Genomic DNA, 26,922 nt, shown 5'->3' on the forward strand with positions numbered 1-26,922 from the left:
GATGTGCCATATCGGATGGGGGCCCGCACGCGAGGGCGCCTCGTTGCACGCGCCCGGTTCGGCCAGGCTCCCTCGAGGCTCCTAGTCTGCGACCGCGACCGAGCCACCGGCCGGCGCGCTCAACAGTCCCGTGGAGCCTTTCGCATGAAGCAATGCCTTGTTTTCGCGCTCGTCGCCGCGAGCTGCGCGGTCCACGCCCAGTCGACCACCACCGTCTTCGGCATCGTCGACCTGGGGGGCCGCCAGGTGAAGAACGGCGACCGCACCCTCAACTCGCTGGCCTCGGGCGGCATCAACTCCAGCCGCCTCGGCGTGCGCGGCTCCGAGGATCTGGGCGGCGGTCTGCTGGCCCAGTTCTGGCTGGAGTCCGGCTTCAACGCCGACACCGGCGTCCAGACCGACGCCGCCCGCTTCTGGAGCCGGCGCAGCACGGTGAGCTTGGTCGGCGGCTTCGGCGAGCTGAGACTTGGCCGAGACTTCGCGACCAACTACCTGGCCTATCTCCCGTACGAACCCTTCGGCACCAACGGCATCGCCTCCGGCAGCAAGTTCTTCACCGCGCTGGGCACCGGCGCGGACACGACGGTTCGGGCCGACAACATGGTTAACTACTACACGCCATCCGGTCTCGGCGGCTTCTACGGCCAGCTGACCGTCGCGCCGGGCGAGGGCAGCGCCGGAAAGAAGTACGCCGCCGGCCGCGCCGGCTACAAGGCCGGCGACCTCGACCTGCAGGCCTCGTACAGCCGCACCGATGTGCGCCCGCCCGCCAGCGCCGATCACGGCTTCAAGTTCGCGACGATCGGCGGCTCCTACGACTTCGGTGTCGTCAAGCTGCTCGCCTATGTCGGCGACACCCGCAACGGCGACCAGAAGAACCGCGTCATCAGCCTCGGCGCGACGATGCCGATCGGCCAAGGCGTGATTAAGGCCGTGTTCATCGACGCCGACGCCAGCGGCCGCACGGCCACCGGCGCCTCCGTCGCGGACAACGACGCGCGGCAGTTCGCCCTTGGGTACGTGCATAACCTGTCGAAGCGGACGGCGCTGTACGGCACGATCGCCCTGGTCCACAACGACGGGCGCGCGAACTATGTCGTCGACAGCGCGCCGGCGCTCGCCGCCGGCGCGAACTCGCGCGGGATTGAGGCCGGCCTGCGGCATTCGTTCTGACCCGGCGGGGCGGCCGAACTGCTCACTGCGACCAGTTGGTTCTCGCGAAGCAGCCGCGCCTCGATGCCAGGGCCGCACGGTGAGCGGCCGCACCGCATCGACGGGTCAAGACGCTTGCCGCCAAACCTGGACACGCGTTTCGTCGCCAGCAGCCGCAGATCGGTATCGGAGTGACGGGCTGCGAAACGGGCAAGTGTCGTAACAGCTATTTAATGGCAAAGGGTAGCGCCACGCTGATCGTGACGTGACAGTCTCCGCGACGCAGCAGGCGCTGCGCGGCCTCATCCCGAGGCCGCTCGCGAGTCACGCTCAGTGTTGAGCGACGGTCGGATGCTTGGCGGTGCTCTCGAACTTCCGAACGAGCTCAGCGTAGTGGGGCGACTGGCGCAGCTGCTGATATTTCGTCTGCGCTTCGCGGAGGCGCTCTGTGTCGAACCCGTACGTTTCAGGCAACTCAGCGGCCGCCAGTCCCGACTCCCGATAAATTTGTAGGTCTGCCAGCACTTCGGCGCGGGTCAGTCCCTTGGGGGCTTCCGAGTCCGCGCCCGCGGCAACGGCGGCTCCGGTGAAGCCTGCGAGGGTGAGCAGGCCGGCGATGACCATGTGTTTGATCTGCATGTTCTTTCCTTTCGATAGCAAGTGGTCGACACGCTTGCGGCGTCGATCAAATTTGCGCGACGGGAAGGAGTGCCGCAATAGCGCCTTGGTATGAAGCTCGGGCTGCGTGCGTTGTCGAAAGGTCAACGGTGCAGTAGGTGAGGCGAGACCGAGAGGGCGCTTCGAATCCAAGTCGGGTAGGATCGTGTAACTAATCATTGCCGCTTAAGCGGCTGTCGAGGGAGCACACATGGACTACGAGCAAAAGCCGTTTTCTGGAGCGGAATTTGTTGACAACCCAGAGCCGCGCTGCCCGTGCTTGCTGCTGCTGGACACCTCGGGTTCGATGTCAGGCGCGAAGCTTCGCGAACTCAACATCGGTCTGAAGACCTTCGAAGATGAGCTCAAGGCGGATTCGCTGACCTCCAAGCGCGTTGAGGTGGCGATCGTTACCTTCGGTCCCGTCAATGTTCAGTCTGACTTCACAGCCGTCACCCAGTTCTACGCGCCGGAGCTCGAGGCTACCGGTGACACGCCCATGGGTGCTGCCATCGACCAAGGGCTGGCGTTGCTGCGCGCCCGCAAGGACGACTACAAGGCCAACAGCATTGCCTACTACCGCCCGTGGGTCTTCCTCATTACCGATGGAGCGCCGACCGACAGCTGGACCAGCGCGGCCAGCGCAGTCCGAAAAGGTGAAGAAGGCAAGGAGTTCATGTTCTACGCCGTCGGCGTGGACAGTGCGGACATGTCCATGCTCAAGCAAATCTCCGTGCGTGAGCCGTTGAAGCTCAAGGGCATCGCCTTCAAGGACCTCTTCGCCTGGCTGTCGAGCTCGCTCGGATCGGTGTCGAGGTCTAACCCGGGTGAGCCGGTGCCTCTGGCCAACCCCACGAGCCCTCAGGGCTGGGCGGTAGCTGAGTAAGGCGGCCCATGGGCCGCTGGACTTGGGCGTGCACCTCGCAGGTCGGCACGTCGCACACTCGCACTGGGCAGCGCCTCCAAGACGCGTACTCCTGCTTTTCGATCGAGACGGAGGCCGCTTCGGTGTTCGTGGGCATCGTGTCGGACGGGGCCGGGAGCGCTGAATTTGGTGGGGAAGGTGCTTCGCTGGTCTGCCGAAGCGTAGGCGTGGCGGCTCGCCGGCATTTCGCTGCATCCCCCGGACTGCCGTCACCCGCGGAAGTGGAGATGTGGGTGGATGGCGCACGGGACGCCATCTACCGCGCAGCAGCCCAACGCGCCAAGACGGCAAGAGACTTTGCATGCACTCTGGTGTGCGCGATCTCGAACGGCGAGACTTCCGTCGTGATTCATGTCGGAGACGGGTGCGTGGTGGCAAGAGAGGCTGCCACATGCACCTGGTTTGCGCCGACCTGGCCGGACCACGGGGAATACGCATCAACCACCACGTTCGTCACCGATCAGCCCACGGCGAAGGTGCGCGTCAGCATCGAGGAACGTCAGGTTGACGTCCTGGCACTGTTCTCCGACGGTATCGAGCGGATGGTGCTCGATATGGCGGCTCAACAACCGTCCGAGAAGTTCTTCGCGGTCATGGCGCGGCCGGTTCTGACGAGCCGCGTCGACGCAGGGAAGGATAGGCCCCTGTCTCGCCAGCTTCAGGACTATCTGGATAGTGAGCAGGTCAACGCAAGGACGGATGACGACAAGACCCTCGTCATTGCGGCGCTTCGATGACAGCCCCACGTATCCAGATGGCGGGCAAGCCGCTCTTGCTGGACAAGCAGATCGGCAAGGGCGGGGAAGGGGATGTGTACCTTGTCGCTGGGGACGCGACTATAGCGGTCAAGCTGTATACGACCGCCGATCGGTTGAGCCGAGAGGAAAAGGTGCAGGCGATGGTCCAGTCTGGGCTGTCGAACAAGAGCTCGCTGGCAGCCTTTCCTGTCGCGGTCGTGCACAGGAACGACGGTTCCTTTGCAGGCTTCGTGATGCGACTCGTTGGCGGTCACCGGCCCCTTCACGAACTTTATGCGCCGGGGTCGCGAAAGCAGCACTTTCCACAGGCTGACTACCGCTTCTTGGCCAGGTCTGCGACCAATATCGCCAAGGCCTTCGCTTCGGTGCACGGAACTGGCTGCGTGGTTGGAGATATCAACCACTCAGGGGTGCTGGTGTCGTCACAAGCTACAGCGGCGCTCATCGACGCGGACAGCTTCCAGTTCACCGCCGGCGGAAAGCGGTACCTGTGCAAGGTGGGTGTTCCGGAGTACACGCCACCGGAGCTTCAAGGGAAGTCACTTCAGGGTGTCGTTCGAACCATCGATCACGACGCGTTCGGCCTGGCGGTAGTTCTCTTTCAGGTACTGATGATGGGCCGGCACCCGTTCGTGGGGCGAGTCCGCAAAGGCGAGATGCCGACCCACGAGGAGAGTATTCGAGACTTCAGGTATGCGTATGCTGAAGATCGAGATGTCGGGATGGACCAGCCGCCAGGAACACCCGCGATGTCTGACTTCTCGCCGGAACTGGCCGCGCTGTTCAACCGCGCGTTCTCCAAATCGACGCTAGGCCAGCGCCCCACCGCCCAGGACTGGGTGGGAGCGTTGGAGCGATTTGAGGCGACGCTGGTGCAGTGCGCGGACAACCCACTGCACTACGGACCCAGGAACGCCTCGGAGTGCCCCTGGTGCGACATGGAGAGGCAGTACGGGTCGTTCCTGTTCCTGCCATACGTTGGCTCGGGTGCCACGGCAAAGGCATCAGCCAAAACGGGCGCGGATGCGAACTTCGATCTGCGGCTTATCTGGGCCCGCATTGAGCGCGTGGTCGTTCCAACTGTGGAGCAGCTCCAGCCGGCCCTTCCGGCAGTTCGTGCTGAGGTCTCTCCGGCGGCCCGAGCAGCCAAGGAAGTTAAAGGAGAGTCCGCAGCTGGCTCGGGCGTCATGCTGTTGGCCATCGCACTCACGCTGGGGGTGCTTGCGCCGAAGGCTTGGATCATCGCCGTCGGGCTCGGCATCTGGGGCTTGTCCCGTTTCAAGGATCCGCCCGTCCAGCCGGTCAACGGGCAACCGTTCAAAGACGCTTTTGTCGCAGCCAAGAAACAGTGGTTCCAGGAACTGGAGGGCTGGCGGAGGCGTACGGGAATCGCTGACCTGGTCGAGTTCAAGCAGAAGCTGATCGAAGCACGCGACCGATACATCGAACTTGCCGCGGATGAATCTCGTCAGGCGGAGCTGTACCGCTCGCAGCGGAAGGCTCGGCAGCTCCATTCGTATTTGGAGGGCTTCGATCTGGCACGGGCGTCCATCAAAGGCATTGGTCACGCCAAGCTCGCTGCCTTGGCGTCGTATGGCATCGACACCGCGGCAGATGTTAGTAAAGCGCGGGTCATGAACGTTCCAGGCTTCGGCGATGCACTGACTGGCCGCCTCCTTGAGTGGCGTCGCAGGCACGAGGCTCGCTTTATCTACAACGCCGCTGATAACGATGCCGATCGCCAAGAGCTGGCCCGAATTCGTGCGCTTATGGAGGCGAAGGCGGGAACGCTCCGCTCAACGCTCACGCAGGGCGCACAGGAGCTTGAGGCGCGTCAGCTACGCAGCCAGGAGTTCGCCAAACGTGTTGACCCGGCCCTGAGCCAGCTGCACGAACGAATTGAACAGGTGAGGGCTGATCTTGCCTTCCTGAATGTGTCCGAGCCCGCTGTAGCCCCGCCAACGCATTCGGCGACGCCGGCGGCACCAGTGCAAGCCGCGCGACGCATATTTTCACCGGCCTCGCAGCCGCAATCTAGGGCAACCGGTACGCCGAGCTGCCCGCGATGCGGATCTTCAATGCAACGCAGATTGGCTCGACAGGGGCGGAACGCTGGCAACGACTTCTGGGGTTGCACGCGTTACCCCAACTGCAAAGGGACGCGGCCCATTTAGCGGCGGCGCCGATCTGAACTGAGGGAGCAGGGCCCTGTGGAACTGATTGCAATCATCGCTATCGTCATCGCGCTAGGCACCTACCTTTCAGCGCGTAATACCAAGAAGCGTCGCGAGGCACTAATGGCGAAGTACGGCGATGCGGCGCTCGTTCAACGCATCATGAACCGTCAGTTCTGGCAAGGTCAGACGACTGATCAGCTGCTAGATTCACTCGGGCGGCCGGTCGAGGTGGACGAGAAAGTCCTTAAGACGAAGACCAAGCTGGTGTGGAAGTACAAGCAGACCGGGAAGAATCGATTCGCGCTGCGCATCACGCTGGAGAATGGCCAGGTCGTCGGCTGGGACCAGCGGTAGCGTCCGGCCGACCTTGGACGCAACGACGCGAACGGCGCCTGGTTTGGATCGAACCAGGCGCCGTTTGTACGTCAGAACGCAGCAGGTGCGGTCGGCCGCCAGGCGGCTACTTCTTCTTGGGCGGATGCTTGTGGATCGGCAGCGTCGGATGCTTGCGCGAATTCTCTTCGTCCACATGCCGGCGGCGGTCGTCCGTACCGTCATCGTTATTCGGCTTGGGGCCTGGCTTGATCGAGGTCATCTGGTTCTCCCTTGCAGCCAAGGCGGCTGCGGTTCGACTCTAAGCACGTGTCTGCAGTCAGCACATCAGGAAAAAGTTTAGGCACACCGCATTTGAGGGGCGAAACGGTCGCTGCCAGTCGACGTACCGCATCGCCAAGCGATACGCTCAAAAGTCGATCGGGAGGAAAAGGATGAAGACGCTGAAACTCGAACTTACCAATTGCTATGGAATTCGGAAGCTAGACGCCTTGCTCGACTTTGGAGCATCAAACGCGGTTGGAATCTACGCGCCCAACGGTGCGATGAAGAGCTCGCTGGCCAGCACGTTCCAAGATGTCGCGGAGGGCAAGGCTTCGCGCGATCGAATTTTCCCCAGCCGGGTCAACGCGCGCGCCATCAAAGACGAGAACGGGACGGATCTAGCGGCTACTTCCGTACTTGTTGTCCGTCCTTTCGAGGAGGGCGTTCGCAGCGGTTCGTCATCCGCGACGCTGCTCGTTAACGCCAAGCTCCGGCTGCAGTACGAGGCTCTGCATGCAGAGGTCAACACCGCACGCAGCTCCCTCATCAGCGCGCTCAAGGGAAGTTCGAAGACCAAGCGGCCGGTAGATCGAGAATTCTCCGCGGCCTTTATGGGCGGCGCAGATCAGTTCGACGCCGCAGTCGCAAGCGTCAAGGAGCAGCTGGAGGGCTGGGAGCCTGTCTTCAAGGATGTGCCCTACGACCTGTTCCAGGATGACAAAGTCACCGCATTTCTGGAGAGCGGCGAAACGCGCAGTGCGCTGAACGACTACGTGAAGAAGTACAACGAGCTGCTTGCTGCGTCGCGGTTTTTCAAGAAGGTCGGGTTTAACTACTACCAGGCCTCCAACGTCGCCAAGGAACTCAAAAGTAGTGGGTTCTTTGCGGCTAAGCACACCGTGCGCTTGAACGCGAGCGATGGCAACGAAGAAATCTCCTCCGATGGGCAGTTGCAGGACCTGATTGATGCCGAGAAGGCAAAAATCTCGGAGGACGCGGCCCTGCGCGCGAAGTTCAAAGAGCTTGAGAAGCAGATCAACAAAAATTCGCAGCTTCGCGACTTCGAAGCCTATCTGCAGGCGAACGTCGAGCTGATCCCTGAGCTTGCGGACATGGCGGTGTTCAAGCGCAAGCTCTGGCTGTCCTACGTCAAGGCGAATCAGGATCTATACACCGACTTCGTCAACAAACTTGATCTGGCGGCGGCAGGCTCCAAGGAAATCGAGGAGAAGGCCAAGCAGGAGAACACCCTCTGGGAGGCGGTCATCAAGATTTTCAACGATCGCTTCGAAGTGCCGTTCCGGCTGCATGTCGCCAACAAACCGCAGGTGGTGATTGGCAAGGAAGTCGCGCGATTAGGCTTCGTCTTCAAGGACGACCTTGGCGACCAAGAAGTAGAACGAGATCGGCTTCTTGAGGCGCTCAGCACGGGAGAGAGGAGGGCATTCCACATCCTCAATACGCTCTTTGAAATCGAGGAAAGGCGACTGTCTGCCCAAGAGACGCTTCTGGTGGTCGATGACATCGCCGACTCGTTCGACTACAAGAATAAGTACGCCATCGTCCAGTACCTGTTGGACCTTGCCAAGGGCACGCACTTCAAGCTCCTCGTTCTCACGCACAACTTCGACTTTTTCAGAACGATCGTCAGCCGTCGGTTGATCGCGCGTACCGGCAGCTTCATGGTGACCAAGACGAATGCTGGCGTGGCCCTGGTTGAAGCTCAAGGCGTCAACAACATCTTCGAAAGGGTATGGAAGACACAGTTCTTCAAGCAGAACGACAAGAAGATCTGTTGCATCCCGTTCATGCGCAACCTCATCGAGTTCACCAGGGGCGACAAGCATCCGGACTTTTTGAAGTTGACCTCCTTGCTTCACTGGAAATCCGATTCTCAGCAGATTACCGTTGCTGACCTTGACGTGGTCTACAACCGGCTGTTCGATCAGACAGGGCAGTCGCCCAACGGCACCGCAAAGGTGATTGACCTCATAGAGGCAGAAGCGGCGAACTGCCTGATTGCGCCCGACGGCCTGAACTTTGAGAACAAGGTGCTGCTGGCAATTGCGATACGCCTCAGGTCGGAGAAGTTCATGGCCGACAAGATCAACGACGCGGCATGGCACGCCAAAATCACCTCACATCAGACGCCGGAGCTCATCGAACGCTACAGGAAGGACTTCCCAGGAGCCGCTGAAAATCATGAGGTGCTGGACCGAGTGGCGCTCATGACGCCCGAGAACATCCATCTCAACTCCTTCATGTACGAGCCGATCTTGGACATGTCGGATAGACACCTGCGACGCTTGTTCAACGAGGTGTCGGCGCTGACTTAGTCTAGACGCCGCGTGTTGCAGCGGTGGCGGGGCTGGCCGCCACGTTCCTCACGGGAAGTTAACCGCATTTACTCAAGAACTCTTGGCGGTGGCATCTGCAAAGGCGGTTTTGAGAATCTGCTCCGACAGCCTCGAGTCCGAGTCTGAGCAGGCTCGCGCAAGCACCATCCCGCCGACCATGGTTGCGAGCATGGCGATCGCCCTAGCTTGGTCGGCAGCATCGGGCACATCAATGATGGACCCGTCGGGGCGATGCGCAGCAAGTTCATCAAGGTAGCGACCGATGCCCTCCGCCATGGTCTGTTTGATCAGGCCGCCTTCTCGCGCTGCGTCAACCGCGAGGGTGGTCATCGGACAACTGGAGCCCGGGTCATCGCGTTGCGCCGTTCCGAAGTAACGCTTGAGGAATGGGGCCGGATTGCCGCCGTGCTTCTTTAGATGTCGCCGAAGCCTGGAGAGAGAGCTTTCGAAGGCAGCACTGCAAGCTTCGGCGGCGAGCTCCTCTTTGGAAGAGAAGCGCGCATAGAAGCCTCCATTCGTGAATCCAGCTGCACGAGCGATCTCAGCCAACCCGACTCCAGCGATTCCTCGTTCTTGATAGAGCTTCGAGGCTGCGCTGACCATCGCCTCGCGATTTGCTGCGGATTGCTCTTTAGTGACCTTCATTGCTTCACGACTTCAAAGATAAAAGTTAGGGATGTAATGGGCGTGGCGTCAACTCATCCCTATGTATGACCGAATTGCTTACGTCGGCGGTATCAGCTCATTCGATAATTTTGACCATCATCAATAGCAGTTGCCACGCTGTGGTCAAAGGAGTCGCGCCGATGCTCGCCGCCGCTATGTCTCGACGCATGACCGACCGCGGTCTGCATTACAGCTGGTTCATCGCAGGACTGACGTTCTTGACGATGCTGTTCATGTCGGCGGCCATCGGCCTGCCTGGCGCGATGCTCCAACCGCTCTCCAAGGAGTTTGGGTGGACGACCAGCCAGATTTCTTCCGCCTTGGCTCTTCGCTTCGCCCTGTTTGGGCTGATGGGGCCTTTCGCTGCAGTGCTGATCGAACGCTTCGGAGTTCGCACTGTCGTGAGCGTCGCGCTCGGCTTGGTCGGAGGAGGAATGCTGCTCGCAAGCCTCGTAACTCAGCTGTGGCACCTAGTGGTTCTTTGGGGCGTGGTGCTTGGCATCGGCAGCGGGATGACCGCGCTGGTTCTGGGCGCGCTCGTCTCTAGCCGATGGTTCGCTTCGCACAAAGGCCTGGTGATGGGAATTCTCACGGCGAGCTCGGCGACGGGGCAGCTCATTTGTTTGCCCATCGCCGTTTGGATGATCGAGCGGTGGGGATGGCGAGCTCCGGTTTTCCCGTTGGCGTTGCTCTGCCTGACCGTGATGGCGCTCGTCTTCCTGTTCATGCGCGACCGGCCATCCGACATCGGCCTCGTGCCGTACGGTGCCGACCCTGCCGCGCAGGCCGCGCACCCGCCGGCAGCGGCAGCGCACATGACCTGGCGCTCGCCATTCGCAGCCTTGAAGGACGCGTCGACCATCCCGGCCTTCTGGCTGCTGTTCGGGACATTCTTCATCTGCGGCCTGTCAACGGCCGGCCTGGTGCAGACGCACTTCATCTCCCTGTGCGGTGACCACGGCATGGCTGCAGTTTCCGCGGCGTCGACGCTTGCGATGATGGGCATGTTCGACTTTGCTGGCACCATCGCTTCGGGCTGGCTGAGCGACCGCTACGACTCTCGCAAGCTCCTGTTCTGGTACTACGGCTTGCGAGGACTTTCGCTGCTGTGGCTGCCCCACGCCGACTTCACGCTGTTCGGCCTGTCTCTGTTTGCAGCCTTCTATGGCCTCGACTGGATCGCCACCGTGCCGCCGACGGTGCGCTTGAGCGCGGAGAGCTTCGGCGTCGCGAAGATGGGCATGGTCTTCGGCTGGATCTTCGCTGGTCACCAGATTGGCGCCGCGTTCGCCGCGTACGGTGGCGGCTTGAGCCGCAGCCTGCTGCTGAGCTACACCCCGGCCATCTACGTCGCTGGCGGTGCCTGCATGGTTGCGGCATTGATGGCCATGGCTGTTCGACGTAAGCCTGCCCTGCCGCCGGTAGCGCCGGCAGCCGCGTAGCTCTCCTTCGTCCTCGACGGTCAAGCGATACTTGGTTTGGTCAGACGAACCGAGGGTAGCGGTGGCCGTTGAGGCAACTGGAACTTCCTAGGCCGCTCCGTCCGCAGGGTGGTACGCAGGACCTCAGTTTGCTCGCAGCCGCTCGACCAACCGCCGAAAGTGCGTGTCGTCGTTGTCGCTCTTCCAGCGATTGATAAACCGGCAGACAACCTGAAGGTTTCCGCGGGCGTAGTGTCCATCCGAGTCGATCCTGTCTAGGCTCGGACAGAACTCATGCTCGAACGTGCCCGATGAATCGGGCTCCGGAAAGTGAAATTCGATCCCGGTGATGGCGCAGCGACCTTGCTTGGCTGCGATGAGTTCGCGAATGTGCTGCCTGAGCTCATCCGCGGACATCCGTACTTCCTTGTGCTTGGCAACGCGTTCCGTGATGGTCCCGGACTCGGCGGCTGCGCTATGAGCGTTCTTGACCATCGAGTCGATCGAGAATTGCCACAGGTCATTGGCCGGCCTGGGCGGCTGCGAGGCCTTGGCAGGTGGAGAGGTCTCCGCGGGGGAGGGCGCGGGATCTAAGGTGGCCAAGGGTTCCGTGGGAATCTTCCATCGGCCGTAATGGTCGGCCTTCATGGGGTCAAAAGCGTCGGTCCACCGCTCCAGGAACGTGATCGCGTTTTGGGTCGTGAAACCGACCCGATACGCTGAGTCCAGACCTTCGACTGTCCCTCGGTACTCCGCATCTCGGCCGCCCAGCACGTTACGCTGCCAGTCCAACCACAGCCTTGCCGACTCGCGCTCCCCTTCGGGAACGATGCGCTGGAAGGCGATGCAGAACGACACGTCGTTTTCCATGGTGCTGTTCGCCCAATACATCGAGGCAACCCACCCTTTGTCGCCAGGCTTTCCAGCCTGGAGTCCATGTGCAAGGTCGTCCACCCATCCCCAACGGGATTTGAGCTTCGACCAGTGCTTGACTAGGTGAGCTCGGTCCGAGGGCAAAACCTCAGGCCCTCTTGACAGCTTGGACCACTCGGACCCAAAAATGGCTCCCAAAAACGCTTCACGCTCGGCAGCAACTGACAGATGCACCGTCGGCCGAACTCGCTGGAAGAGTTTGAGGATCGGGCCACCCAAGTCATCAATCCGCAGCGGCTCACCCTGCCGCCCGGCGGAGCGCCAACCGGAGGTGCGCCGGAAGTAGGCGCCGGGGCCGTCGCCGAGCTCCAAGGGTCCGTCCGCCAAGCGAGTCCAGTAGAGCTGCCGGTCGATAAACGCTACCCAAACGTCGTTCGGAGTGGACTCGACAACCTGGCGCAGCCGTGAAGTGTCCGCCGATGCCTCTGTTGCGTTGTTCTTGGCCGTACCCGCCTTGAGGTGACGCTCGATGCCTAGCCAGTCCTTCCGCTGGATCAGCTCAGGTGGAACATTCCACGTGACGCGCAAGACGCTTCTGGCCAGGGCGTCTTCGCGCAGGCCATCGTCGTCCTCGCCTCCTAGGTGCATGACGTAGAGGTTCCGGATCCAATCGACTGAGGGATTCAAGGCTTCCATTTATGTAGTGACGTGCAGCAGAATCTGTTGGGAGTTTCTCGCAGATCCTGGCGCCGACCGAGGGAGGGAGCCCATCCATCTAGAGGGGGGCGCGATCTAGCGAGGTACGTCTCTACAACGGGGCCAGGGAAGCGGAATGCCGGATCGAGTCACGCGCGAAAGTCTGTACGAACAGGTTTGGAAGGAGCCGATGCTGAGGGTGGCCGAGCGCTTCGGTGTCTCGGCTACCTATCTGGCGAGCGTTTGTACGGAGTTGCGGATTCCAAGGCCTGGCCGCGGGCACTGGGCAAAGCTTGAATTCGGCAAGGCGATGCCGCAGCCGGCGCTCCCGTCTGCGCTGCCAGGAGATCCCACGGACTGGGCACCGAGGGACTCTATCGGGACTACCCAGCGACTCCGACGCAAGCAGCTTGTGTTGGAGACGGCGACGCGAGCGGCATCACCCTCAGATGGGCAGCCGGAGACTGCAACCTCGAAGAGTGCGGGCTTGAGCAATCGACACAAGGGGTCGCGCTCTCATCCGCTGCTCGTGGGTCTGGCGCAGCACTTCGAGAAGGTTAGGGAAGCTCGTTACGACGACAACGGAATCCTTCGACCGTACAAGCTTTCAATGCCGGACGTCCTCAGTTCTCGGGGGCAACTGGGAGCGGCGATCGACCTCGCCAGGGCGCTGTACACGACGCTGGAGGCACGCGGACATCGGGTGGCCCTGGTGGGACGGAGCGAGCAGATTGGTAGAGCTGAGCTTGACTTGCGAGAAGTAGCCCAGAAGGGGCGGTACCTCCAAAGTACATGGTCGCCCGATCGCGCCACTGTGGTTTACATCGATGGCTTCCCCGTCGGCTTGACCTTGTTCGAGATGACCGAACAGGTCGAGATGGTGCACGTAGGCAACAGCAAGTACATGCCAGTCAGAGACCTATCGCCTGACCAACGCCGGCGGTTCGCGAACCGCTCAGCCCACTGGACGACGACGCAGGACTGGGCCTCGGGAAGGTTCTGCCTGCAGGCCTACTGTGGAGTGCGGAACATCAACTGGTTCAAGCGCTGGCCGGAGGCGAAGCCTCGAGCGCTGTTGGGGCTGTTGCCATCGATCACTCAGGAGCTCGAGGAGATGTCGCCGATTTTGGTCGACAAGGTCGCGGCGGCCAAAGCGGAGGCTGAGGAGCGGCATCGGCGTTGGCAGGAGGACATGCGCCGTCGACGGGAGGAGGAGGCACGAGCCGCTCAGGCGAAGAGGCGAGAGGAGTCACGCGCAGACCTGATGAATGCGATCGCTCAGTGGGACCAAGTGCGTCGGACGCACGATTACTTTGCCGCGGTCGAAGGTCGGGTCAAGGCGGTCGGGGAGGGAAGCGACACCGATCTTGCAGAACAGCTTCGGGAGCGACTTGCCAAGGCTCGCGACCTGATTGGCCCCCTTGATCCTGTGGCTCTTTTACGAACCTGGAAGTCCCCAGAGGAGCGAGGATGAGTAGCTGCTTGACGCAGACGTTCGCGTTAAGTTCGGTCGCAGCGACAACCAGTCTATCCAATCAAATCAAGGGAGCTTCAAGCATGGAAACGCCGCTGTCCATCGTTCATGTCAATGTCATTTCCGGCGCCGCGTTCGATGATTTTCGGGATGAGCTGAAGGGGCGTGGCGTTGATGTCCACGTCCAGGAGATTGACCCGCCAGGTCCGATGGCAAGCGTTGCGTTCGCTATCGCAACGGTGGTCACAGTCTTCGTCGCCGAGAAAGTGTTCGGTGGAATGCTTGAAGAGTTGGGGAAGGAGCTACTACCGACGCTGAAGGCCAGTCTTAAGAAGCTGTACGGTACGGCGTTCGGGCCCAGCGCTCCCAACGTCACGTTGGTAGGGCGTCCGGGTAAGGTGCAAGAAAGCTATCCGTACTCACTGAACTTCTCGATGGTTGGAGAGACGATCTTCGGAACGAGGTTGCGTTTGCTTGTGAAGAGGCAGGCGACGGAAGGAGACTTCGCACGCGACGTGAGCAGCTTCCTTGATCTGCTGGAGGAATTGAACACAGGCAGCGCGAACGCAGCGGTTCTCGAGAGGCTGAACAGCGTTCGGCCGGTGGGGAAGACCATGATGGTGGTCTACGACGACGCTTCCCAGGCGATCTGCCCGATTGACCCCCAGACAGGACAGGTGCACCGGTCGGAGGGGCTGCCCGCGTAGGTGCGGCAATGCGTTAGTAAGGGCCCTCGCGAGGGCTGCAGGTGCTGGGCGAGAACTAGAAGAAACTCCGTGGCCCGACCTGCCCATCCTTTAAGGCACCGAGTCTTGGCGCGATGGCGCTTCGTGAACCGAGGCTAACGGACGTACTACCCGCCATTGACCAGGTCGGTGTACGCCATGCTTGCCTCTCTCCTGAGATGGCGCACGTGATCTCGAATCTGGTTGAGCCTCGCGTTCGCAAAGGAACTGATGCGCCAGGGAAAGAATGCCAGGACGGGATCGAGCTTCTTGAAGACACCATCGACATGGTCACACTTTTCGATGATTTCGTCGACTTTATCGAACGAGTGAAACCGCAAATAACCCACCGGAAAGTTGGAGTACCTTTGCTCAAGCTCCGCCATCAACGGTTGTATCGATTTCGACTCTGGCGGCTGTACTAGCCGCTCTAGCGCGTCTTTCGACGCTGCGGAAAGCTCGTCCCGGCTTCGATCGAACGTGACCTTTCGGGAGTCGCCGCCGGAGAGGAAGGCTTCGGTGGCGGTAATCTGGCGCCAGTAGATCTTCTCTGCCTCAAGGTCAACACAGCAGACGATCACGGGGAGACAGAAGCGCTGCCAGTACTCGATGTGCCTGGCGTCGACATAGACCGAGAGCTCCTTAGTTCCAGGGGGCGCTGAAATCGCTTTGATCTGGACCTTGATGATGTCGCCATGAGACCGCGAGTTGGAGTCCAAGACTTCAAGTTCTGCATCTACGCCGATGTCTACTCCATAGAGCCGACACGGCCAGCCCAACAGCTTCGTGAGTTTGTAGGCGGCCAAGTACTCGCCGGCATCGCCACTGGCGGATCGTTTCTCGTATTCCATTTGCGCATGCTAACGGAGCGTCCAAGCGAAACTGTGCTTCTGTAGGCTTCTTGGCGAGTGAAGTGCAGGGGCTTGAGGCCGCTCACCCTGTTCCCGTCCTTCGTGGAGGAGCTTCTTGCCATCGTGGGTCGAGCAAACGTAAACATCAGATCTGAAGGCTGGCTACTTGAACGGCTTCAGAAGTGATGTCGGATGTGCAAGCCAGGCCTAACGCAGAGGACGGCGGGGGAAAGGGACGAGATCTCAGCGGGGAGACACCCCTCGGCGCGCCGCCTCATAGTCCATCGCGTACGCGCTCATGTAGTCGGGATTGAAATTGAGCCCCTTGGTCGCCCAGAACTGAGCACGGTCGATGTCTTTGACCTTCTGGTCCATCGCGTACGCGGACATGTACTCAGGGTTGAATGTGTGGCCGCGAGCCTTCCAGAAAGTGGCTCGCTCGATGTCTTTGACCTTCTGATCCATGGCGTAGGCGCTCATGAACTCAGCGCTGAAGGTGTAGCCGCGTTGCTTCCAGAACGACGCGCGCTCGATGTCCTTCACCTTCTGGTCCATCGCGTAGGCCGACATGTAGGTCGGATCGAAGGAGTAGCCCTTGTCGCGCCAGAACTGCGCGCGCGCCGCGTCCTTGGTCTTCTGTTGTTGCAGATAGTCGCTGATGCCGCCGTTGTCGCCGCCGGTGGACGGGGCGATGTGTCTGGTGCTCGTGGTCGCGGGCTGAGATGCTCGCGTGGGTGCCAGGGTGGGGCGGGGATGTATGGCCGCAGGCACGACGGGAACTTGCAGCCAGGCTGGGGTGGCCGGTGTCGTCCCCGGGGCCGCCGGCGCAACAGTTAAAGGCTGCTTTGGTTCAGAGGTGTGCGGGTTCACGCCCGCGTCACCTAGAGCCGGGATCGCCGGCGCATAGATAAGCGGCGCCGGGGCCATTGACGCGGGAGGAGTCCATGTGCGGGCCGGTGCCGCTACACCGGACTGAACTGCGGGAGGAGTGTCAACCTTGCCCGGCTCTCCGGTGTACGGGTTGATGTTTCCCGTTGTGCTCCAGTTGTTCTGGAAGTTGGCGTCTGGAGCAGACCGCATGTGCGGTGCGACGTAGGTGCCGTCTTTCTTGACGTAGCCGCGTACGGCGACAGCGCCACCACCCTTGGCAAACACCGTGGTGACCATCGCGCAGAAGGCCAAAGCGACCAGGATTCGTCGATCCTTCATGCTAGCTCCCAGTTTTAGCGGGAGTCTAGCCCTGGCGCCGTGAGAATCGCAGCACGCATCCAAGTGGGGGATGCGGGCCTAGCGCTCTGCCAATTCCGTCCAGACAACTTGCCACCGTGAACTCAATCTTTGCCTCTGCGATCAGGACGCTCTTTGACGAATACCAGGAGGCACCTCTGCGCTTCTTGAGGGAGATCAATCTTCAGGTTCGCTTAGGGCGACTGATCGAGGAGCAACTGGAAAAGTCCAATGCATCGTTGGATACCTTTGGAACTCTGTCGGACGGAGGGGCGGGGGTAGGCGGCTTGGTGCAATTGGCCACACCGGTGTTCCGCATTCAGCATGAGATGAAGGTGACGGGAGGAAAAGAGGCCTCTGACATAGTCGTCCTAAAGTCAGAACACCAAGTTCGCTTGTCACGAGCTGGGAACGGAACGCTGGATGTCGTCGCGGCAATTCCAGCCTGCGACGTGGAGGCCGTGATTGAAGTCAAGGCTGCGTGCTCCGCGGATCCAGAGCAGCGGCACCTCTTCCGCAACGATGTGCGCAAGTTGCATCAGTTGAGCTTGAACGCGAACGCTGACGAATTTGAGATGCACTTCGTGCTTGTCGATAAGTCAATTCCGATCGGGCAGCACCTGGTGGAACACGGCAAAACGCCTGTAGATCCCTGGGAGGTCGGGTTCCCAGACGCTGTCGCGTACAAGGGCAGCGCAGGGCCGAAAATCTATGCGAGCCCGCAGATAACGCTGATGGCCCCGGCCGAGGAGCAGCGCCGCCGAATTAATGTCTGGGACATGTGTCCAGAGGGGCGCTTGCGGCACAGGGTCTGTCTGGGTGTACCGCCGCTGATTCAGGTGGTCGCGGAAGGGAACGTTCATTGGAAGACCAGGAAGCTCCCGGCACCAGGAGGCACGAATGGTCTCTGGGAGATTTTCGGGGGAGCCTGATCGGCTAGGTCGATCACCACAGCGTCTCGCTGGGTAGCGAAACGGGAGGCCAGTCGCACCAAGAGCGGAGGCGAAGAGCCGTGGAGACAGGCGGCGGACGGAAACTTTCTGGTCTACCAGCCGCGGCTCTGGTGCACCTCTTGTGCTGTTTTGCTATTACCGTTGAGCGCTGCAAGTACCGCCGCCTGGGGAACCCCGGCCACCTGTAGCAGGAGAACGCGGATGAGCATGCCGAGCTTCACGTTAGCAGCATGTATCTCGATGTCCTTGAGGACCAAGTGGTGGGACGCCTGGTCCCAGTGGGTGTAGAAATTCCGGGTGGTCACCCAGGATCCAGGTATCGAGTCAGCATTAAGAACAAGCTGGCGGATCTCCTCGGGCAGTCCGGCAACCAGGGCCTTCAGTCTGTTCCGCAGCGAGATCTCGTTTCCAAACTGGAGCCGAGATTTGAGGGCCGTGCGATGGTTCGGGTCCACTGACTTCGGAATTTGTCCCGCTAGATGACCGGCGATCTTGTCGTACTCCTCTTGATCCATGTAGAGGCCGTTGCCTCTTGCGCGATGCAGACCTTCCAGAACCTGCATGTGGCTCAAGAATAGGACGTGGTTCCAAAGCCCCGTGGAATTGAGTACATCCTGCGCCAAGCTCACCGGACTCGCGATCTGTTCGAAGACTTCGAACCACGTGTTGAGCACCGTGGAGAGACTCTCACCCAGGAGTGCTCGCGGGAGAAAGTGGTCATGCTGCGACTTGTGGCGGCAAAGCTCCGCATCCCAAAGACCTACCAAGATGTTCAAGTCGCTGGCTCGTTCGTTTCCCGGAAGTTGCACCGTGATCCAGTCAGGAAACATGGGGGAGGCAACGAGGATCGAGAGCAGCGCGCGAACTTTATAAAGGTGCGCCAGCAGATCGGACAGCCGCGCCGGTTGGTCTGGTCGGACGGTGAGATAGCCAGGGAAAGTGAAGCGCACTTCTGAAGACGAGAGCGCGTGGTGGCTGCGGCCCACACTGAATTCGAGCTCGATGCCGGTCGAGGGGATGTGAACGTCCTCCGCAGTGCGACCAGGAATCTCCAGGGTGACCGAGGATGCGCTGCGGGTGAACGTCGTGCCGATTCCGCCGAGCCAATCTTCGAGGCCCGGGATCCGAGCCGTAAGCGATTCATAGAGTTGGTCGCCGTCGACATGCCCGCCCACGACGGCGGTATGCGAGAGGAGCTCTTGAGTTTGCTTCTGGCCGGCTGGGCCCCAGTTGGAAGAGCTGTGCACCTCGATTGATCGGAGCAACGTCACCAGCTCGGCCTTGCGTGTCGTTCCGTGAACTACGGGGAACTTAGAAGACTGTTCGGAGGAGGCGGCGGCGAGCATCCCATCCAACGCTAGGCGGGCCTCGCCCTTCGCCCATCTGAGCGTTCCGCTGACTGGGAATGGCTCCGTGCTGGTGCCGCCCTCCGCCGTCTTGGCTGGAAGGTGCCAGGTGCCAGTGAAGTCTTGTGGATCGGTTAGGACGAACTTGTGCACGGGGTGGGATGGGGCTGTTGGCGGTCGCAAGAGTAGCCCGAGTGGCGGTCGTGTCAGCACCTCAAGGGGGAGGGGCCGTTCACCCGTGAGATTAGAAGGCCGTGCCTTCATAGGTTCTGCGAGCCTGGTGGCGCCGGCCGGGCCTACGTCATGAGACCTTGATCGACATGCGGGACAGTTTCCTGAGGGCGCGGCTCGATATTTGTGCCGCGTGCCTCAGCGAGCGTCGGTCTGCGTCTGCTGTTTCGACATCGACCATGTTCGCGCGAGCGATGAGCTCCTTGAGCGTCATGTCACCGAATACGGCGAGACACGCCGCCAGGGAGTTCGCCTCGTTCTGCAGAGCCTTGGCAATCTTCATCGCGACAAAGCGGGCTCTGGGGTCCAGCTCCTCCTCGCCTAGTTCGCGGATGTTTTTCGAAACGCCGAGCTTGACGTTCCGGAGCTGTGAGACATGCATGTTGACCCTACGAGAGTGATTGCTCGTATAGCGCCGCCTGCTCAAGTCCCGCTCTGGGTCGTCATCGGGCTGCCTATCACCCCCCGCTGTCCCCGTCGCCTGTGGACAAGTCTGTTGGCAGCATGGGCGGGACTGTGCCAAGCCGTTGATTTCAAAGATGCAAGGTTGGTGTGCCGCGAAATGTGGCAGCCGAGCTTCGGCGGAAGGGGTGGCCTCGTCATGGGACCGAGCTTGGCCAAGGGACTGGTTCGGGGTAATCTGCCGTTGTCAATTGGCGCAACTTCCCCTGTGGTTTCTCATACGGCTTGCTGATGTGTGCCCGCCTCTCGCTTCCTAACCTGAAGCGACAACTGGAGGCGATCCGCATGCGAATCTTCAAACTCATTCTTCTGCTCGGGATTGCGGCGCTCACCGGCTGTTCAAGTCTGAGCTCAAGGCCCGCCACCGAGGCGAAGGATGGTCTGATTTACTACCTTCCGAAGAAGGACATCCGAGTCACGGTTGTCCGCGAGGGCGCCAAGACGACAGTCACCATCGGCACGACTAGCGCCTTCGCTGACTACAAGAAGTCGTTCATCCTGGATTTCGAAAAGAGCCTCTTGGCCAGGACGGAGCTGAAGGTGGGGGTGAGTACGGCCGGGTTGTTGACTTCAACCAAGTCCGTAACCACCCCGGGCATCGGCGAGGCCTTGAAAAGCCTCGCGTCAGCGAAGGGTGCAATGCGCGGACTTGCGTTCGCGCCTCCCAAAGAACCCGACTGTGCTGAGGGGACCACGACTCATGTGTATGCGCTGCCTTTGAAGCGCGCGGTCGGGGACAACCCATGCGGGCTGACCGTCACTATCACCTCTTTGAGCGAAGGCCTGGTCAAACAAGACGCGCCAGCGCTGAAGCAAGCAGACGCCTCTGGCTATGGCGCGTCGGGGGTCTTCTACCGCCAGGACCTTCCGTACCTAGTTCGAGTTGCTGGAGCGGGCGTCGACAGTAGCGACATCGTGCTTTCCCCCTCAGAGTCACCGGTCAGATTCTTGCCGGTCGCGAGAGCCATGTTCGCCGTGAACACTTCCGACTTCGCCTTCACCGACGGAGTCCCCACGAAGTTCGATCAGGACACCGATGGAGAGATTGTGGCTGCCCTCAAGATTCCAGCCGACGTCATCGGTGCCTACTTTGCTGCGATTGGCAAGGCCTTCACTGATAGAAAGACCGTTGCCGAGAACGAAACAGCTGCAGTTGCGGCGCAGCTGGAACTCGAGCTCGCCAAAATCAAGTTCAAGGAATGCATCGACGCGATCAAGAAGGGGGATGACGCGCTCGTGCAAACGCTGGGATGCGGGAAGTGAAGTTCGCTGCCCGCCACCAGTGCCAGCGTGGGACGCAGTGCGTAGGCCTTCGCTCCTGCAGAGTCACTTTCCAATCGTTGGTCCGATGAGGCTCTCGGTTGGGTCAAGCCAGTTCGCCGCATGCTCAATCCATGCCACTTGCCTCATGACCTCCGCGTTAGACGATGGAGCCTTGTCCTTGAGGGCTGCCGCCAGGTCTCGCAGCTTGTTAGCTCGCTCATAACGAGACGCCATTTCTTCGACCGCCATCAAATGTTCTGATGACGGCCGCGGTGCGGCTGCAGCCACCGGGCGATGGAATGCAGCCGTAGCAGCCTCCTCGTCAGCTTCAGCAGGTGGGGAGATGGGGGCGGGCTGAGGCGGAGGTGACATCGCAGCCTCCCTGCGCGGCGAGGTTTCGATTTGCGGGGGCGCTGGTGAATGGTTGGCCAGCTCGAAGCGGTTGAGCTGCGCGCTGGAGAGGTCCCGCAGAATTTCGACGAGCTGGGGCAGACGGTCGGCCAAGATCTGCTCCGACATGTCCTCGAGCGTCGCCAAAGCCGGGCCCAGATCCTCTCCCGTAATTTCCAGCCGCATCCAAGGAAGCGTCTCATCGTCGAGAACCTTGAGGTGCGTCTTGAGACCGGCCGATGGAACGCGGTACCGTCGAACCGGCTCAAACTCCGCCAGCCTGAGGCCGAACGAACAGCCGTTGAAGAAGAGCCTTACCGGATCCTCGGAATTTTCTTCGACGTCCAGGGCGCCGCCGTTCGCGCAAGCGATACGCACAGCGCGATCCAACGTCAGAAGCGCACGCGTTCGGTTGTCCCAGGAAACTGCCAGGCCGAAGGGCTGGGGTGAGGGGTGTGGCGGCTGCTCGGATGCATCCCGGGCGGCGAGGGCAGTAGCAATCGTCTTGGTGATCGCTAGGCAAGCCGTCAGGGTCGGTCGCATGTGGGGCAGGATGAGACCCGGGTAGTAGATTTCATCCGCTTGCTCTTGCTTGACTTCCTGGCGCAACTCGTTATCGGAGTCGAGGCGCCGTTCCACTTCAAAGAAGTTTTGGCTCTGCGAATCTGCAAGGGGCGGGGGTTCGGATGGCTGGCCGCTTCGAAGGCGCGTCCAATGCCCGGCTGGCGGGAGTGGAATTTCAAGATTTTGGGCAGCAATCCTCAAAGCGCTTCGGGGCACGTCAAGAGCCTCCGCCAGCCTCGACATTGGATGACTCCAGATGTCTTTGTAGAGCTGTTCTCGTTCGAGCCGGACCGTTCGATTCTTGCTTACAGGAGTGCGGGGCATCATCTGCTATCAAATTGTTGTTCTGATCGCGGCGAATGCCGCCCCACCGATGTGAGATTTACCCATCGGAGGGCATGAGTCCTCTTGTCTCAATGCCGCGCCCCTACTTTGTAATTGAAGTCGATAAGCCACTAACTCCAGAGTGAATTGGTTTTCTCTTGGATGAAGGCCGCACGGTGAGTTGCTTCTCCGAGACCAGGTCAACATCCGTGCGAAGCTCGCTGCAAGAAGCTAAATTTCATTCACCGAGACAGTGTTGTCGGATATTTAGTTCCCGAATAATTTGACACCTATGCCATTTCGGTCTCAAGTCTCTGGACCATGTGGCAACCACGAGTGTGCGATCGTCGATGTCAGCCGCAGAGAATGTGAATCTTGTGACATTCCCAGTGCGCGGAGATGGCGTGAGCAATGTCACACGACAAACGCGCTAGCTGCAGAATCCGTCCGTGGTGAGGTTCACTCCGACGGAGAATCGTATTGCGACCTGATTACGGATTTCAGTCCGTGGACAGACGTGCATTAGCGGTCTCCTGAGAGACGTGCGGCAATCGATTTAAGCGCCCTGGCTGCTTCTTCCGCATGAGCTGCAATTAGCCCAAGCAGCAAGATGATGCTCAACAAGACAAAGGGGAGCGTGAGCAAGACTGCCCATGTCGCGGGCTCATTCAGCGGGTTTCGTTCGGGAGCGGAGAAGACGTCAACCGCCATTCCGACGCCAAGCGGCGAGGTGACGATCCCTGTCAGAAGCCCCATTCCGTCACTACTCTCCGAGGGTGGGCGGGAGGCATGTGTAGTGTGTTCCATGTTGTCAAGATGTTGGTGTGTATGTCCCGTATAGCGTCAGAACTTAAATCCTTCGGAAGGCGCGCAGGTCTGACGCAGCGGTACCTTGGCGCGCCTCGCTGAGGCGACCAACCATTGGCGCCACGGCCAGCGGAACGCAGAGCACGCAAGAGCGATGCATCTTGGAAGTGCCGCCCCAGCCGGCGAGCGCAATGCTGACCGGAAGGTGCGATGCGCCCATGTCGGGTTTGGACGCTGTTTTACGTTTTACTCGATGAGCAGTGACCGTAGCCGAGCTTGCGCGCCAGCCCCAGTCGAACGAGTTACATGCTCAATAATGTCGAGCGTAATTGTAATTTACGCAGACTGACACGTGACTTTGCGAGAGGGAATGCGTGACTGAGGCTGATGAAGGGGCGTTCGAGGCGCTTCTCGATCCCATTGAAGGACTGGAAAACGTCATCAAGGAGGTCGTCGCCGACCCCCAACTGCGGCTGCCGCGACTTCTGTTCGTGCGCTTTCATGGCGAAGAGCCAGAGGTGCATGCGCTGGTTGAGCTGCTTACCGCCCAGTTGGTCGACTACGTGGTGCCGCTTGCCAAGCGAAAGAAGGCCAATGAGCACGGATCTCGCTCTAGGACCGGGGGGAGTACGTCTGCGCATGGGCGTCTGCAGCTGGAGGCTCGCAGTCTCCTGATCAAGTTCGAGAAGGAGACGAAAGCCCGGTATGGCGAGCTCGGCGAGCTGTTGTCCTTCGTCATTGCGGTGCACTATCTCGGCGCCGCCCAGATCGGCTCGAAGATGGCGCTCAAGACTTCGAGCGGCATGCCAGTGCATGGTGTCGATGGCCTGCATGCCAAGGCAAACGCCGACGGGACGGTGACGTTCTACCTGCTTGAGTCCAAGCTCGTCCCCTCCGCTGCCGACGCGTCGCGTGACATGGTCGCGTCGATCGCGGAATACCGGGCAGACCGCGGAAGGAAGCTCAACGAGCTACGACTCGCTTCCGACTTCTCCAACCTGGAGGTGTTGCAGGGCGAGCAACGTGAGGCGGCGAAATCCTTCTTCAACGACTACGTCGGGGACGGCAGCCACCTGCGGCGACGGGACGTCCACGCCGGCAGCCTGGTCTTCGCGGAGGCGGCGTACGGGCAGCGTCTGCCTGTCGATCACAGCAAGCCGCTCGACATTCACGAGGAGAATTTTCAGGCGCTATACGCAGGGAAGCACATCCGATTCAAGGAAAACCTTCAGCGCCAAGCGGAGTCCAAGGGCCTCGACCTTGGTCACTGCGAGGTGTTCCTTGTTGCTGTCCCCGACATCGACGAAATCAAGCGTCTGTTTGCTGAACTGAATCCTCGACCATGACAAGTTTTGCCACTGAAGTCTCTAGCGATATCCGGCAGCAGCCGAAGTTCTGGGCTGACCTTGCCGGGCTGCGCGCCGTCGGTATCCGGTCCACCCTGGTCGCGAATATGGGCGAGCAGCCCGCCGTCACGGGACCAGCTTTGGAAGAGGCGAGCCTGGTCAGACTCTTGAACTCGGCCAGCGTTTTCGCCCTCGCGGAAGACGAGGAGAGTCGCGACCTTGCCCAGCAGATTGCCGTCTTCGCCAGTTTGACCACGGACGAACCCGGCGTGAGGACCGCTGCCGCCCACATCCTCTCCGGACTCGGCAACTTCCCTGGTCTCAAGCTGATTGAAGAGCAGTCGCCGCAGGAGCTGGGCTTGCAAGCTCAGCTTCGCAGCGCTCTCCTTCGAGAGCTCAACTCTGTGCAGATGGCCGACCGGCGTATGCCGCTCACCGAATTCCAGCTGGAAGTCTGGTCTAGCCTGAAGGCGCGGCTTGCCACCGCCATTTCGGCTCCTACCTCTGCCGGCAAGTCCTTTGTCGTCCTCGAGCACCTTTGCGAGGCGGCAGGCAGCTCCCAGAAGTTCACGGCGCTGTACGTTGCGCCAACTCGCGCGCTGCTGGCGGAGATTCAAGGAAAGCTTGAGCGCAAGCTCGCCGCTCTTGGGAACAGCGTTCGTATAACCACCATCCCCGTGCCAGACCCGGAGCGTAGGCCTCGGCAGATTTATGTGCTGACCCAGGAGCGAGCGCAGTTGCTGCTCTCGACGATGGACCTCGCCGGAGAAATCAACCTCGTGGTCGTGGACGAGGCCCAAGCAATCGGCGACGACAGCCGCGGGATGATTCTGCAAGACGCCCTGGAGAAGGTGCGGGACGCCAATCCGGACGCGCGCTTTCTGTTCCTGGCGCCGGGTGCCAGCGGCTTCGACCTAGTGGGCGAAAGCGTTGGACTTGAGCAGTTGGAGGTCAAGGAGACCAACCTGTCCCCGGTGGTGCAGAACCGCATCAGCGTGCGCTTTCCGCTGGAGGACGAGCATGCGGTTCACCTCGACTTGGTGACGCCGGAACGGCTCGAACCCATCGGCTCGTATAAGTTCAGGAGGGGTTTCGCGCTCAGCGAGGACGCGAAGCTTGCCGCCGTGGCCGAAGAGTTCGGCGCTGCAGGGCGATCGCTGGTGTACGCCACGGGGGCCAAGAACGCAGAGGACGTGACGTCGCTCATCGCGCTGAACCGGGCGTCCAAGGAGGATGGCCCGTTGAACGACTTGGCGGCCTTCATCGAGAAGCACGTCCACAAGCAGTACTCGCTGGCGCGCTTCGTGCGCCATGGCGTGGCCTTCCACTATGGAAACATGCCCAGCCTTCTTCGCGAAGGCATCGAGACCAGCTTCCGTGAAGGCAACTTGGACTACCTCTGCTGCACGACGACCCTGTTCCAGGGAGTGAACCTGCCGGCGCGCAACGTTTTTATCGATACGCCCACCCGTGGCAACCGCGGAGAGCTTTTGAACGAGGCTGAGCTGTGGAACTTCGCTGGGCGAGCCGGACGCCTGGGCGAAGAGGTCGTCGGGAACGTGTTCCTGGTGAACTACGAGAACTGGGAAGAAAAGCTGCTCACCAAGCGCAAGCCGTTCCAGCTGAAGGTTGCATTCAAGGATGCGTTGGAGGACTCGTTCGACGCGGTCGTAGACCTGCTGGATGTAGCGGGTAGCGAAGCGGTCAACGAAGAGCGGAAACGGGCCGATGAGCGGACCACCGCCGCTGCTGGCTTGGTGCTGTTCCGAGCAGCGCAAGGGAACTTGCAGACGCTGCTCGGCCGCGGCCGGCTGCAGCTTTCCGCCGACCAACTGGGCCGACTGGCCTCATCGGCCGACAGTGCGCTGACACGGCTCGGCTTGCCCGAATCCGTATTGACCAACAGCTGGATGATTGACCCGGTGGCACTGGCCTCGCTCTTGAAGCGCATCAGGGAGCTGGTGCGAGCGAAGGAGTTCTCCAAGCTGATCCCGACGAATCCTTCGTCGGACTCATACACCGTTTATCAAAGCATCCTCCGGCGCCTTTTCAAGCAGCTTGGCGGCTTGAACCTCTCGGGGGAACAGGGAGCCAAGTCGAAGGGCTACGTGTCCCATGTCACCGTGACGGCGCTGAAGTGGATGCGAGGAGAACCGCTCACGCAGCTGGTCAATGAGGCCGTTCGATTCAAGCTGGCGGTCGCCAAGCAGTCGACGAAGAGCAAGCCGGAACAGGCGGTTGTCGACGCTGCCATCCGCGACATGTTCCAGACCATCGAACAAACGATTCGATTCAAGCTCGTCCAGTGGGCCAAGGCGTATGTCGACCTCACCAAGTTTGCTCTGATGGAAGCCGGTCATGCCGAGTTGGTCCCTCAGGTGTACGACTTTTCGCTGGCGCTCGAGCTCGGCGTGTCTACGAACACGGGAAGGTCGCTCGTGGAGTTCGGCCTGTCTCGCATCAGCGCGTCGGCGGTCGCGTCGCTGATTACCGACTCTTCGCTGACGCCGGACGAGGTCCGGAAGTGGCTGCAGTCCCAGCAGGAGGACATGTTGTCGCAGCTCTCACCTTTGATTCGTGCGGAGCTTCGGGCGAAGGGCCTGCTGCCGGAGGAGGAGTCGGTCCAAGGTGATGTTGAGGAATAACGGAGCCACAAGCGGCCACGGGTGTGGCCGCTGAA

General features: G+C 60.8%; 22 protein-coding genes. 13 read left to right on the top strand and 9 right to left on the bottom strand.

What is annotated here, in order from left to right:
* Positions 1 to 144: 144 nt before the first annotated feature.
* Positions 145 to 1,173: a porin gene (locus ACQ4L4_RS04625; protein ID WP_431103058.1), complete on the top strand. Its 1,029-nt coding sequence runs from the start codon at positions 145 to 147 to the stop codon at positions 1,171 to 1,173.
* A gap of 309 nt (positions 1,174 to 1,482) precedes the next feature.
* Here ACQ4L4_RS04625 and ACQ4L4_RS04630 read toward each other — a convergent pair whose 3' ends face one another.
* Positions 1,483 to 1,791: a DUF4148 domain-containing protein gene (locus ACQ4L4_RS04630; protein ID WP_431103059.1), complete on the bottom strand. Its 309-nt coding sequence runs from the start codon at positions 1,789 to 1,791 to the stop codon at positions 1,483 to 1,485.
* Positions 1,792 to 2,020: 229 nt separating this feature from the next.
* On the opposite strand from ACQ4L4_RS04630, the gene ACQ4L4_RS04635 reads away from it, so the two are divergent.
* Genes ACQ4L4_RS04635 through ACQ4L4_RS04650 form a run of 4 tightly spaced genes read left to right on the top strand, consistent with a single transcriptional unit; the run spans position 2,021 to position 6,023 of the window.
* The gene (locus ACQ4L4_RS04635) at positions 2,021 to 2,695 is read left to right on the top strand and encodes a vWA domain-containing protein (protein ID WP_431103060.1); all 675 of its coding nucleotides are present in this window, start codon (positions 2,021 to 2,023) and stop codon (positions 2,693 to 2,695) included.
* 8 nt (positions 2,696 to 2,703) lie between these two features.
* Complete coding sequence (locus ACQ4L4_RS04640; protein WP_431103061.1) at positions 2,704 to 3,471, top strand: PP2C family serine/threonine-protein phosphatase; 768 nt, start codon at positions 2,704 to 2,706, stop codon at positions 3,469 to 3,471.
* A gap of 17 nt (positions 3,472 to 3,488) precedes the next feature.
* Positions 3,489 to 5,666, top strand: coding sequence for a protein kinase domain-containing protein (locus tag ACQ4L4_RS04645; protein WP_431103062.1), 2,178 nt, complete (start codon positions 3,489 to 3,491; stop codon positions 5,664 to 5,666).
* 36 nt (positions 5,667 to 5,702) lie between these two features.
* Positions 5,703 to 6,023: a DUF2845 domain-containing protein gene (locus ACQ4L4_RS04650; RefSeq protein ID WP_431103063.1), complete on the top strand. Its 321-nt coding sequence runs from the start codon at positions 5,703 to 5,705 to the stop codon at positions 6,021 to 6,023.
* A 106-nt stretch (positions 6,024 to 6,129) separates the two neighbouring features.
* Here the strand turns inward: ACQ4L4_RS04650 and ACQ4L4_RS04655 are convergent, their stop codons facing one another.
* A complete protein-coding gene (locus ACQ4L4_RS04655; RefSeq protein WP_431103064.1) occupies positions 6,130 to 6,264 on the bottom strand; it encodes a hypothetical protein in 135 nt (44 codons plus the stop codon).
* A gap of 172 nt (positions 6,265 to 6,436) precedes the next feature.
* On the opposite strand from ACQ4L4_RS04655, the gene ACQ4L4_RS04660 reads away from it, so the two are divergent.
* Positions 6,437 to 8,602, top strand: coding sequence for a phage infection protein (locus tag ACQ4L4_RS04660; RefSeq protein WP_431103065.1), 2,166 nt, complete (start codon positions 6,437 to 6,439; stop codon positions 8,600 to 8,602).
* Between the two features lie 72 nt (positions 8,603 to 8,674).
* Here the strand turns inward: ACQ4L4_RS04660 and ACQ4L4_RS04665 are convergent, their stop codons facing one another.
* Positions 8,675 to 9,268: a TetR/AcrR family transcriptional regulator gene (locus ACQ4L4_RS04665; protein WP_431103066.1), complete on the bottom strand. Its 594-nt coding sequence runs from the start codon at positions 9,266 to 9,268 to the stop codon at positions 8,675 to 8,677.
* Positions 9,269 to 9,429: 161 nt separating this feature from the next.
* Here ACQ4L4_RS04665 and ACQ4L4_RS04670 point away from each other — a divergent pair, with 161 nt between their 5' ends.
* Positions 9,430 to 10,731: an MFS transporter gene (locus tag ACQ4L4_RS04670; RefSeq protein WP_431104873.1), complete on the top strand. Its 1,302-nt coding sequence runs from the start codon at positions 9,430 to 9,432 to the stop codon at positions 10,729 to 10,731.
* A gap of 123 nt (positions 10,732 to 10,854) precedes the next feature.
* Here ACQ4L4_RS04670 and ACQ4L4_RS04675 read toward each other — a convergent pair whose 3' ends face one another.
* Positions 10,855 to 12,279 (bottom strand): hypothetical protein, encoded by a 1,425-nt coding sequence (locus ACQ4L4_RS04675; RefSeq protein ID WP_431103067.1) that lies wholly within the window; start codon positions 12,277 to 12,279, stop codon positions 10,855 to 10,857.
* Positions 12,280 to 12,766: 487 nt separating this feature from the next.
* Here ACQ4L4_RS04675 and ACQ4L4_RS04680 point away from each other — a divergent pair, with 487 nt between their 5' ends.
* Positions 12,767 to 13,753, top strand: a complete 987-nt coding sequence (locus tag ACQ4L4_RS04680) for a hypothetical protein (protein WP_431103068.1) — start codon at positions 12,767 to 12,769, stop codon at positions 13,751 to 13,753.
* A gap of 83 nt (positions 13,754 to 13,836) precedes the next feature.
* Entirely contained in the window at positions 13,837 to 14,460 is a 624-nt protein-coding gene (locus ACQ4L4_RS04685) for a hypothetical protein (protein ID WP_431103069.1), read from the top strand.
* A 146-nt stretch (positions 14,461 to 14,606) separates the two neighbouring features.
* Here the strand turns inward: ACQ4L4_RS04685 and ACQ4L4_RS04690 are convergent, their stop codons facing one another.
* A complete protein-coding gene (locus ACQ4L4_RS04690; RefSeq protein WP_431103070.1) occupies positions 14,607 to 15,329 on the bottom strand; it encodes a DUF4365 domain-containing protein in 723 nt (240 codons plus the stop codon).
* A 243-nt stretch (positions 15,330 to 15,572) separates the two neighbouring features.
* Complete coding sequence (locus tag ACQ4L4_RS04695) at positions 15,573 to 16,538, bottom strand: hypothetical protein (RefSeq protein WP_431103072.1); 966 nt, start codon at positions 16,536 to 16,538, stop codon at positions 15,573 to 15,575.
* Positions 16,539 to 16,654: 116 nt separating this feature from the next.
* Here ACQ4L4_RS04695 and ACQ4L4_RS04700 point away from each other — a divergent pair, with 116 nt between their 5' ends.
* The gene (locus ACQ4L4_RS04700; RefSeq protein WP_431103074.1) at positions 16,655 to 17,488 is read left to right on the top strand and encodes a hypothetical protein; all 834 of its coding nucleotides are present in this window, start codon (positions 16,655 to 16,657) and stop codon (positions 17,486 to 17,488) included.
* Between the two features lie 113 nt (positions 17,489 to 17,601).
* On the opposite strand, the gene ACQ4L4_RS04705 is transcribed toward ACQ4L4_RS04700, so the two are convergent.
* Together ACQ4L4_RS04705 and ACQ4L4_RS04710 are read right to left on the bottom strand one after the other, a co-directional pair.
* Entirely contained in the window at positions 17,602 to 19,119 is a 1,518-nt protein-coding gene (locus ACQ4L4_RS04705) for a HEPN domain-containing protein (RefSeq protein WP_431103075.1), read from the bottom strand.
* Between the two features lie 37 nt (positions 19,120 to 19,156).
* On the bottom strand, positions 19,157 to 19,468 hold the full coding sequence (locus ACQ4L4_RS04710; RefSeq protein WP_431103076.1) for a hypothetical protein: 312 nt from the start codon (positions 19,466 to 19,468) through the stop codon (positions 19,157 to 19,159).
* Positions 19,469 to 19,833: 365 nt separating this feature from the next.
* Here ACQ4L4_RS04710 and ACQ4L4_RS04715 point away from each other — a divergent pair, with 365 nt between their 5' ends.
* On the top strand, positions 19,834 to 20,811 hold the full coding sequence (locus tag ACQ4L4_RS04715) for a hypothetical protein (protein ID WP_431103077.1): 978 nt from the start codon (positions 19,834 to 19,836) through the stop codon (positions 20,809 to 20,811).
* A gap of 63 nt (positions 20,812 to 20,874) precedes the next feature.
* On the opposite strand, the gene ACQ4L4_RS04720 is transcribed toward ACQ4L4_RS04715, so the two are convergent.
* On the bottom strand, positions 20,875 to 22,092 hold the full coding sequence (locus tag ACQ4L4_RS04720) for a hypothetical protein (protein ID WP_431103078.1): 1,218 nt from the start codon (positions 22,090 to 22,092) through the stop codon (positions 20,875 to 20,877).
* 1,178 nt (positions 22,093 to 23,270) lie between these two features.
* Between ACQ4L4_RS04720 and ACQ4L4_RS04725 the strand changes: the two genes are divergently transcribed.
* Entirely contained in the window at positions 23,271 to 24,242 is a 972-nt protein-coding gene (locus ACQ4L4_RS04725; protein WP_431103079.1) for a HamA C-terminal domain-containing protein, read from the top strand.
* Entirely contained in the window at positions 24,239 to 26,887 is a 2,649-nt protein-coding gene (locus ACQ4L4_RS04730; protein ID WP_431103080.1) for a DEAD/DEAH box helicase, read from the top strand. The genes ACQ4L4_RS04725 and ACQ4L4_RS04730 overlap by 4 nt, the downstream gene beginning before the upstream one ends.
* Positions 26,888 to 26,922 lie beyond the last annotated feature (35 nt).

This window comes from Roseateles noduli, from assembly GCF_050626985.1.
Taxonomy (GTDB): Bacteria; Pseudomonadota; Gammaproteobacteria; order Burkholderiales; family Burkholderiaceae_C; genus Roseateles; species Roseateles noduli_A.

Coding starts and splice junctions, on each gene's coding strand:
- ACQ4L4_RS04625 (WP_431103058.1), top strand. CDS start 145: ATGAAGCAATGCCTTGTTTTCGCGCTCGTCGCCGCGAGCTGCGCGGTC.
- ACQ4L4_RS04630 (WP_431103059.1), bottom strand. CDS start 1,791: ATGCAGATCAAACACATGGTCATCGCCGGCCTGCTCACCCTCGCAGGC.
- ACQ4L4_RS04635 (WP_431103060.1), top strand. CDS start 2,021: ATGGACTACGAGCAAAAGCCGTTTTCTGGAGCGGAATTTGTTGACAAC.
- ACQ4L4_RS04640 (WP_431103061.1), top strand. CDS start 2,704: ATGGGCCGCTGGACTTGGGCGTGCACCTCGCAGGTCGGCACGTCGCAC.
- ACQ4L4_RS04645 (WP_431103062.1), top strand. CDS start 3,489: ATGGCGGGCAAGCCGCTCTTGCTGGACAAGCAGATCGGCAAGGGCGGG.
- ACQ4L4_RS04655 (WP_431103064.1), bottom strand. CDS start 6,264: ATGACCTCGATCAAGCCAGGCCCCAAGCCGAATAACGATGACGGTACG.
- ACQ4L4_RS04660 (WP_431103065.1), top strand. CDS start 6,437: ATGAAGACGCTGAAACTCGAACTTACCAATTGCTATGGAATTCGGAAG.
- ACQ4L4_RS04665 (WP_431103066.1), bottom strand. CDS start 9,268: ATGAAGGTCACTAAAGAGCAATCCGCAGCAAATCGCGAGGCGATGGTC.
- ACQ4L4_RS04670 (WP_431104873.1), top strand. CDS start 9,430: ATGCTCGCCGCCGCTATGTCTCGACGCATGACCGACCGCGGTCTGCAT.
- ACQ4L4_RS04675 (WP_431103067.1), bottom strand. CDS start 12,279: ATGGAAGCCTTGAATCCCTCAGTCGATTGGATCCGGAACCTCTACGTC.
- ACQ4L4_RS04685 (WP_431103069.1), top strand. CDS start 13,837: ATGGAAACGCCGCTGTCCATCGTTCATGTCAATGTCATTTCCGGCGCC.
- ACQ4L4_RS04690 (WP_431103070.1), bottom strand. CDS start 15,329: ATGGAATACGAGAAACGATCCGCCAGTGGCGATGCCGGCGAGTACTTG.
- ACQ4L4_RS04695 (WP_431103072.1), bottom strand. CDS start 16,538: ATGAAGGATCGACGAATCCTGGTCGCTTTGGCCTTCTGCGCGATGGTC.
- ACQ4L4_RS04705 (WP_431103075.1), bottom strand. CDS start 19,119: ATGAAGGCACGGCCTTCTAATCTCACGGGTGAACGGCCCCTCCCCCTT.
- ACQ4L4_RS04710 (WP_431103076.1), bottom strand. CDS start 19,468: ATGCATGTCTCACAGCTCCGGAACGTCAAGCTCGGCGTTTCGAAAAAC.
- ACQ4L4_RS04715 (WP_431103077.1), top strand. CDS start 19,834: ATGCGAATCTTCAAACTCATTCTTCTGCTCGGGATTGCGGCGCTCACC.
- ACQ4L4_RS04720 (WP_431103078.1), bottom strand. CDS start 22,092: ATGATGCCCCGCACTCCTGTAAGCAAGAATCGAACGGTCCGGCTCGAA.
- ACQ4L4_RS04730 (WP_431103080.1), top strand. CDS start 24,239: ATGACAAGTTTTGCCACTGAAGTCTCTAGCGATATCCGGCAGCAGCCG.